This window comes from Mycobacterium sp. Marseille-P9652 (genome assembly GCF_902652685.1).
GTDB lineage: Bacteria > Actinomycetota > Actinomycetes > Mycobacteriales > Mycobacteriaceae > Mycobacterium.
In genome coordinates, this window is record NZ_CACRUY010000063.1 from 21,788 (window position 1) to 27,923 (window position 6,136).

General features: G+C 69.3%; 8 protein-coding genes and 1 tRNA gene. 6 read left to right on the top strand and 3 right to left on the bottom strand.

The genetic code is table 11. From position 1 onward, the window contains the following. Nucleotides 1-17: 17 nt before the first annotated feature. The 3 genes from GPY60_RS23140 to GPY60_RS23150 are packed head-to-tail and all read left to right on the top strand — an operon-like array spanning nt 18 to nt 1,960. Nucleotides 18-935 (top strand): HpcH/HpaI aldolase/citrate lyase family protein, encoded by a 918-nt coding sequence (locus tag GPY60_RS23140; RefSeq protein WP_156690038.1) that lies wholly within the window; start codon nt 18-20, stop codon nt 933-935. A gap of 4 nt (nt 936-939) precedes the next feature. Then, a complete protein-coding gene (locus GPY60_RS23145; protein WP_156690025.1) occupies nt 940-1,290 on the top strand; it encodes a DUF488 domain-containing protein in 351 nt (116 codons plus the stop codon). Between the two features lie 46 nt (nt 1,291-1,336). After that, nucleotides 1,337-1,960 carry a GNAT family N-acetyltransferase gene (locus GPY60_RS23150; protein WP_156690026.1) on the top strand — a complete coding sequence of 208 codons (624 nt, stop codon included), beginning with the start codon at nt 1,337-1,339 and terminating at the stop codon, nt 1,958-1,960. Here GPY60_RS23150 and crcB (GPY60_RS23155) read toward each other — a convergent pair whose 3' ends face one another. Both crcB (GPY60_RS23155) and crcB (GPY60_RS23160) read right to left on the bottom strand, forming a co-directional pair. Beyond that, nucleotides 1,961-2,338 (bottom strand): fluoride efflux transporter CrcB, encoded by a 378-nt coding sequence (crcB, locus tag GPY60_RS23155; RefSeq protein ID WP_156690027.1) that lies wholly within the window; start codon nt 2,336-2,338, stop codon nt 1,961-1,963. After that, entirely contained in the window at nt 2,335-2,730 is a 396-nt protein-coding gene (crcB, locus tag GPY60_RS23160; protein ID WP_156690028.1) for a fluoride efflux transporter CrcB, read from the bottom strand. The genes crcB (GPY60_RS23155) and crcB (GPY60_RS23160) overlap by 4 nt, the downstream gene beginning before the upstream one ends. A 98-nt stretch (nt 2,731-2,828) precedes the next feature. On the opposite strand from crcB (GPY60_RS23160), the gene pgm reads away from it, so the two are divergent. Together pgm and GPY60_RS23170 are read left to right on the top strand one after the other, a co-directional pair. Next, nucleotides 2,829-4,457 (top strand): phosphoglucomutase (alpha-D-glucose-1,6-bisphosphate-dependent), encoded by a 1,629-nt coding sequence (pgm, locus tag GPY60_RS23165; protein WP_156690029.1) that lies wholly within the window; start codon nt 2,829-2,831, stop codon nt 4,455-4,457. Nucleotides 4,458-4,610: 153 nt separating this feature from the next. Continuing rightward, nucleotides 4,611-4,686 (top strand) — tRNA-Ala (locus GPY60_RS23170). 66 nt (nt 4,687-4,752) lie between these two features. Here GPY60_RS23170 and GPY60_RS23175 read toward each other — a convergent pair. Then, on the bottom strand, nt 4,753-5,211 hold the full coding sequence (locus GPY60_RS23175; protein ID WP_156690030.1) for a hypothetical protein: 459 nt from the start codon (nt 5,209-5,211) through the stop codon (nt 4,753-4,755). A gap of 185 nt (nt 5,212-5,396) precedes the next feature. Between GPY60_RS23175 and GPY60_RS27795 the strand changes: the two genes are divergently transcribed. Then, nucleotides 5,397-6,136 (top strand): PE family protein (locus GPY60_RS27795; protein WP_156690031.1); only part of this gene is annotated, 740 nt, incomplete at its 3' end.

Below are 6,136 nucleotides of genomic sequence, written 5' to 3' on the forward strand. Positions count from 1 at the left end.
TGGCGACAGATCACGCAATGTATGACCACGTCGACGGCCAATCGGTGGATCCCGAGGACATCGGCTACCGGCTTGACCCGGTCCTGGCGCGCAGTTGGCTGCTCGTCAACGGCGCCCACGCCGACCGGTTCCAGTCGGCGGCCCACTCCCGCGCCGACATCGTCGTCCTGGACATCGAGGACGCCGTCGCCCCCAAAGACAAGGAAGCGGCGCGCGACAACGTGGTGCGCTGGCTCGCCGCGGGAAACACCGACTGGGTGCGGGTCAACGGTTTCGGCACCCGGTGGTGGGCCGACGACCTGGCCGCGCTGACCGGTACGCCCGTCGGCGGGGTGATGCTGGCGATGGTCGAGTCGGTGGACCACATCACGGAGACCTCGAAGCGACTTCCCGACGTGCCCATCGTGGCGCTGGTGGAGACCGCGCGCGGTCTGGAGCGCATCACCGAGATCGCCGCCGCCAAGGGCACCTTCCGGCTCGCCTTCGGCATCGGCGACTTCCGCCGGGACACCGGCTTCGGGGACGACCCCAGCACGCTGGCGTACACGCGCTCACGATTCACCATCGCGGCCAAGGCGGCCGGGCTGCCCAGCGCGATCGACGGGCCGACGATCGGCTCCAACGCGCTGAAACTCATTGAGGCGACCGCGGTTTCGGTCGAGTTCGGCATGACGGGCAAGATCTGCCTGACGCCCGACCAATGCGCGGTGGTGAACGAGGGACTGTCGCCGTCGCACGACGAGATCGCCTGGGCGAAAGAGTTTTTCGCCGAGTTCGAGCGCGACGGGGGAGAGATCCGCAACGGTTCGGACCTGCCGCGCATCGCCCGGGCCACCAAGATCCTGGAGCTGGCGCGCGCCTACGGCATCGAGGTGTCGGAGTTCGAGGACGAGCGGGTGCACTCGCCGGCTCCGTCGGACACCTACCACTACTGATCGGATGTCCTCCGACATCCGCGTGGCGCGCGTGTACGAGGACGTCGGGCCCGACGACGGCCGGCGTGTCCTGGTGGACCGGATCTGGCCTCGCGGCTTCCGCAAAGACGACCCGAGGGTCGGCACGTGGTGCAAGGACGTCGCCCCGTCGAGGGAGCTGCGGGAGTGGTACCACCACGACCGCGACCGGTTCGACGAATTCGCGGCGCGCTACGCCGACGAGCTGCGCGACAGCCCGGCGCTGGCGGAGTTGCGCACGCTGGCCGAGCGCGGCGTCGTCACCCTGGTGACGGCGACCCGCGACGTGGAGGGCAGCCACGCGGCGGTGCTCGCCGAGTTCCTCGGGGGCCGCTGATCGCCGTGGTCCGGCCGGCGGCCGACCGGTAGGCTGCCCGCTCGAGATGAGCGAACCCGACGTGATCCTGCCGCGGAAGCTGAGCGATGTCAGCGACGAGGTCCGCGACGTTCCCGCGCCGCCCGGCGCGGCGGACGTACCCGAGCCGTACGCCTTCCGGCTCGCCGACCCCGACGCCGACGCGGCGATGGTGGCCGAGTGGATGAGCCGGCCCGCCCTGGCCGAGGCGTGGGAGTCGGCGTGGCCCGTCGAGCGGTGGCGTCGGTATCTGCGTGCGCAGCTCGTCGGCAGCTACTCGCGGCCGTTCCTGGCCAGCCTGGACGGCGAAGACCACGCGTACATCGAATTGTACCGGGCCGCAAAGGATTCCATCGCCACCCGGTACGTGGCCGACCCCTACGACCTGGGGATCCATGCCGCCATCGCCAACGAGGGCCTGGTGAACCAGGGCATCGCCGGTTATGTCCTTCCCCATTTCGTGGCCAGCGTGCTCGGGCAGGAACCGCGGTGCCGCCGGATCATGTTCGATCCCGACTACCGCAACAAGACCGCACGGCGGTTCTGCGAGCGCGCCGGCTGCGTGTTCCTCGGTGAGCACGACATGTCGAACCGGCGGATGGCCCTGTATGCGCTGCCCCGCGACCCCGGCGACGTGCCGCGCCTGCGCTGATCAGATCTGTTGTGCCGCCCATTGGCCCAGCAGCACCGCCGCCAAACCGAGCGCGGTGCTGACCACGATGTTGGTGAGCGCCGCCGTCGTCTGGCGTTCCTCGCCGAGGCGCTGGGTTTCCAGCATCCAGGTGGAGAAGGTGGTGTAGGCGCCGACGAACGCGGTGCCCGCCAGCAGCGCCGCCTCCTTGTTCAGCGCGAGGCCGCCGAGGAAGGCGAGTAGCGCTGCGCCGCTGAGGTTTACGGTCAGCGTGCCGAACGGGAAGCCGGGGGCCACGCGGCGCGCCACCGCCCGGTCCACCACGAACCGCAGCACCGACCCGACCCCGCCGAGCAGTGCGACGCCGACCCACACCAGCGCCGTCGCCGCCGCCGTCATGAGCGCACCCGCGCGCGGCGCACCAGGCCGCTGGCCACGTGCACGGCCACGAGGCCCAGCGCGATGCTGACGACGGTGTACGCGGCGGCCAGAACCCAGTGGCCGTGTTGGACCATCTTGACCGTCTCGACTTGCATGGTCGAGAACGTGGTCAGGCCGCCGCACAGCCCGGTGCCGAGGAGCGGGCGCCGGTAGCTCGACACCGGCAACCGCTCCAGCAGCCGGGTGGTGAAGTAGCCCAGCAGAAAGGCGCCGACGATGTTGACCGTGAACGTCGGCCACGGCCAGCGTGCGGGGTCGGGGACGGTCACCGTTGACAGGACCGCGCGGGCGACGGCGCCGATCGCTCCTCCGGCGAAAATCGCGCCCAGCTCGCGATAGTCGTGTGCCACGCCGCTGTCCCTCCTGTGTGCGTCCGTGCGCTTCGCAGCGTAGCGGGATGCCACCTTCGGAAGGCGGCCGAAGCGGCGCACGGGCAGAATTGGTAGCCATGGCCAACCCGCGCGCCGGTCAGCCGGCCGAGGCCGAAGACCTCGTCGACCTACCCCATCTCGTGGCCGCCTACTACTCGATCGAGCCCGACCCCGACGACGTCGCCCAGCAGGTGGTGTTCGGCACGTCGGGCCATCGCGGTTCCGCGCTCAACGGGGCCTTCAACGAGGCCCACATCCTGGCGATCACCCAGGCGATCGTCGAGTACCGGACCGCGCACGGCACCAACGGCCCGCTGTTCATCGGCCGCGACACGCACGGCCTCTCCGAGCCGGCGTGGGTGTCGGCGCTGGAAGTGCTGGCCGCCAACGATGTCGTGGCCGTCGTCGACTCGCGCGACCGCTACACGCCGACGCCAGCAATCAGCCACGCGATCCTGACCTACAACCGCGGCCGCACCGACGGCCTGGCCGACGGCATCGTCGTGACGCCGTCGCACAACCCGCCGCCGGATGGCGGTTTCAAGTACAACCCGCCCAACGGCGGTCCGGCCGACACCGACGCCACGAACGCGATCGCCAACCGCGCCAACGAGATTCTGCGTTCACGGGCGGCCGTCAAGCGGGTCCCGTTGGCGCGCGCTTTAGCCGGCGTTGAGCGCCACGACTACCTCGGCAGCTACGTCGACGACCTGCCCAACGTCGTGGATGTGGAGGCGATCCGCGCGGCCGGGGTGCGCATCGGGGCCGACCCGCTCGGTGGGGCCAGCGTCGATTACTGGGCCGAGATCGCCGGGCGCCACGGCCTGGACCTCACCGTGGTCAATCCGTTGGTCGACGCGACGTGGCGGTTCATGACGCTCGACCACGACGGCAAGATCCGGATGGACTGCAGCTCGCCCGACGCGATGGCCTCGTTGATTGCCAACCGCGACCGCTACCAGATCGCCACCGGCAACGACGCCGACTCCGACCGGCACGGCATCGTCACCCCCGACGCGGGGTTGATGAACCCGAACCACTACCTGGCGGTGGCCATCGACTATCTCTATACCCACCGGCCGGCGTGGCCGGATGGCATCGCCGTCGGCAAGACGGCGGTCAGCTCCTCGATCATCGATCGGGTGGTCGCCGGAATCGGGCGCAAGCTCGTCGAGGTGCCGGTCGGGTTCAAGTGGTTCGTCGATGGCCTGATCGGCGGCACGATCGGCTTCGGCGGCGAGGAGTCGGCGGGGGCGTCGTTCCTGCGGCGCGACGGGTCCGTCTGGACGACCGACAAGGACGGCATCATCCTGGCGCTGCTGGCCTCCGAGGTGCTGGCCGTCACCGGCCTGAGCCCGTCGCAGCGGTACCAGCAGCTGACCGCCGAATACGGCACGCCGTACTACGCGCGCGTCGACGCGCCGGCGGACCGGGAGCAGAAGGCCCGGCTGTCCCGGCTGTCTCCGGAGCAGGTGACGGCGACCGAGCTGGCGGGGGAGCCGATCGTGGCGAAGCTGACCGCCGCGCCGGGCAACGGCGCGGCGTTGGGCGGGCTGAAGGTGACGACGGCGAATGCGTGGTTCGCCGCGCGGCCGTCCGGCACCGAGGATGTCTACAAGATCTACGCGGAGTCGTTCAAGGGGCCGGACCACCTGGCCGAGGTGCAGACGATGGCACGCGAGGTGGTGAATTCCGTCATCGGGTAGGGCGGGCGTCGTGTTGCGCCACAGGAGTCACAGGAGCCCTTCCGGACAGGCATAGGTCTTGCTCGAACGCGCTATCGGATGCGCTATCACCTCGCGCTGACCAGCGGCTTTGAACGCCAGTTGCCGGTGGTGTAGCTTCGATGAGCACGACTTGGGGCTATGGCGCAGCTGGTAGCGCACCACACTGGCAGTGTGGGGGTCAGGGGTTCGAGTCCCCTTAGCTCCACCACAAAACCGCAAGCTCAGGCCTCATTTCCGAAGTTGCGCCGCGTTCGACGTAACGGATGACTTGACATCAGGTGTTGTGGCAAGCATTTACGACCAAAAGAACCGCAGCGGGAACACTTATCGTGTGCTGTGGCGTCAGGACGGCCGTCAACGCTCGCTGAGCCTCGAAAACCTCCCTGCCGCAGAGTATTTCAAGACACTGCTCGAGGACCACGACACTGACCCAGCGCTGCGGATCGTTGAGCTCGATGAGATCGACCGCCACTTCCCGACGGTCACCGAGGGGCTGTACACCCATATCGACAACCTCACAGGCGTACAGCCGGCCACTCTCGCGCGCCACTGCACCTAAGTCGCACGCGACACAGATTTCGTTGTTCGGGTCGGTGCCGTGTCGGCGGTCACCGAGACCACCATCGCGCGTTGGGTCAAGCGGCTCGGTGGCAGCGGCAAGACGATTGCGCTTGCCGACGAGATAGCCAAAGAACGGGGTCGAGTTGCTTGATGGTGCACCGTGGGAGGACATGGTCTCAGCTGCCTCCTGGTGTCTGGGTCTTAGTAGGGATTCGTGTGAAAAGTCTCGCTTTCGATGGGGCCGGACTGAAAGGCATTACGGTTTCTCGATTATCGGGCCCAAGTACATCCGGACAACAGGACGTAGCGATTGTTTAGTTGACCGGACATACGCCTCTGCAGAGCGGAGAAGGCACGATGTCCTACCTGATGGCAGCACCAGACGCGCTGGCTGCGGCTGCAGCGGATGTAGCCAGCATTGGCTCGTCGCTGAGGGCGGCGAGTGCGGCGGGGGCGACGCCGACCACTTCAATGCTGGCCGCCGCCGAGGATGAGGTGTCGGCGGCGATCGCTTCGCTGTTTTCTGACCAAGCGCAGCAGTTTCACGCGCTGAGCGCTCAAGCGGCATCGTTAAACGACCAGTTCGTGCAGGCTTTGACCGGCGCGGCCAATTCGTATGCGGCGACCGAGGCGGCGAACGCGTCACCATTGCAGGCCCTGGAGGACGACGTCATGGGCGTCGTCAACACGCCCACCAACGCCCTGTTTGGTCGCCCGCTGATCGGCGACGGCACGAACGGGGCGCCGGGCACCGGTCAACCCGGCGGTCCGGGGGGCTTTTTGTGGGGCAACGGCGGCAACGGCGGATCGGGGGCGCCCGGACAGGCTGGCGGTGCCGGCGGCAGCGCTTTCCTTTTCGGCAATGGCGGGGCCGGCGGCGCTGGTGGCGCCGGGATAGCCGGCGCGGCCGGCGGCGCCGGCGCTCAGGGCGGAAACGGCGGCAACGGCGGCCAAGGCGGGGGGGGGGGGGGGGGGGGGGGGGGGGGGGGGGGGGGGGGGGGGGGGGGGGGGGGGGGGGGGGGGGGGGGGGGGGGGGGGGGGGGGGGGGGGGGGGGGGGGGGCGGGCGGGGGGGGGGGGGGCGGTATCGTCCTACCCG

Bases quoted from the DNA above. Each gene is read 5' to 3' on its own strand.
- GPY60_RS23140 (WP_156690038.1), top strand. From the start codon at position 18: ATGTATGACCACGTCGACGGCCAATCGGTGGATCCCGAGGACATCGGC.
- GPY60_RS23145 (WP_156690025.1), top strand. From the start codon at position 940: ATGTCCTCCGACATCCGCGTGGCGCGCGTGTACGAGGACGTCGGGCCC.
- GPY60_RS23150 (WP_156690026.1), top strand. From the start codon at position 1,337: ATGAGCGAACCCGACGTGATCCTGCCGCGGAAGCTGAGCGATGTCAGC.
- crcB (WP_156690027.1), bottom strand. From the start codon at position 2,338: ATGACGGCGGCGGCGACGGCGCTGGTGTGGGTCGGCGTCGCACTGCTC.
- pgm (WP_156690029.1), top strand. From the start codon at position 2,829: ATGGCCAACCCGCGCGCCGGTCAGCCGGCCGAGGCCGAAGACCTCGTC.
- GPY60_RS23175 (WP_156690030.1), bottom strand. From the start codon at position 5,211: ATGTCCTCCCACGGTGCACCATCAAGCAACTCGACCCCGTTCTTTGGC.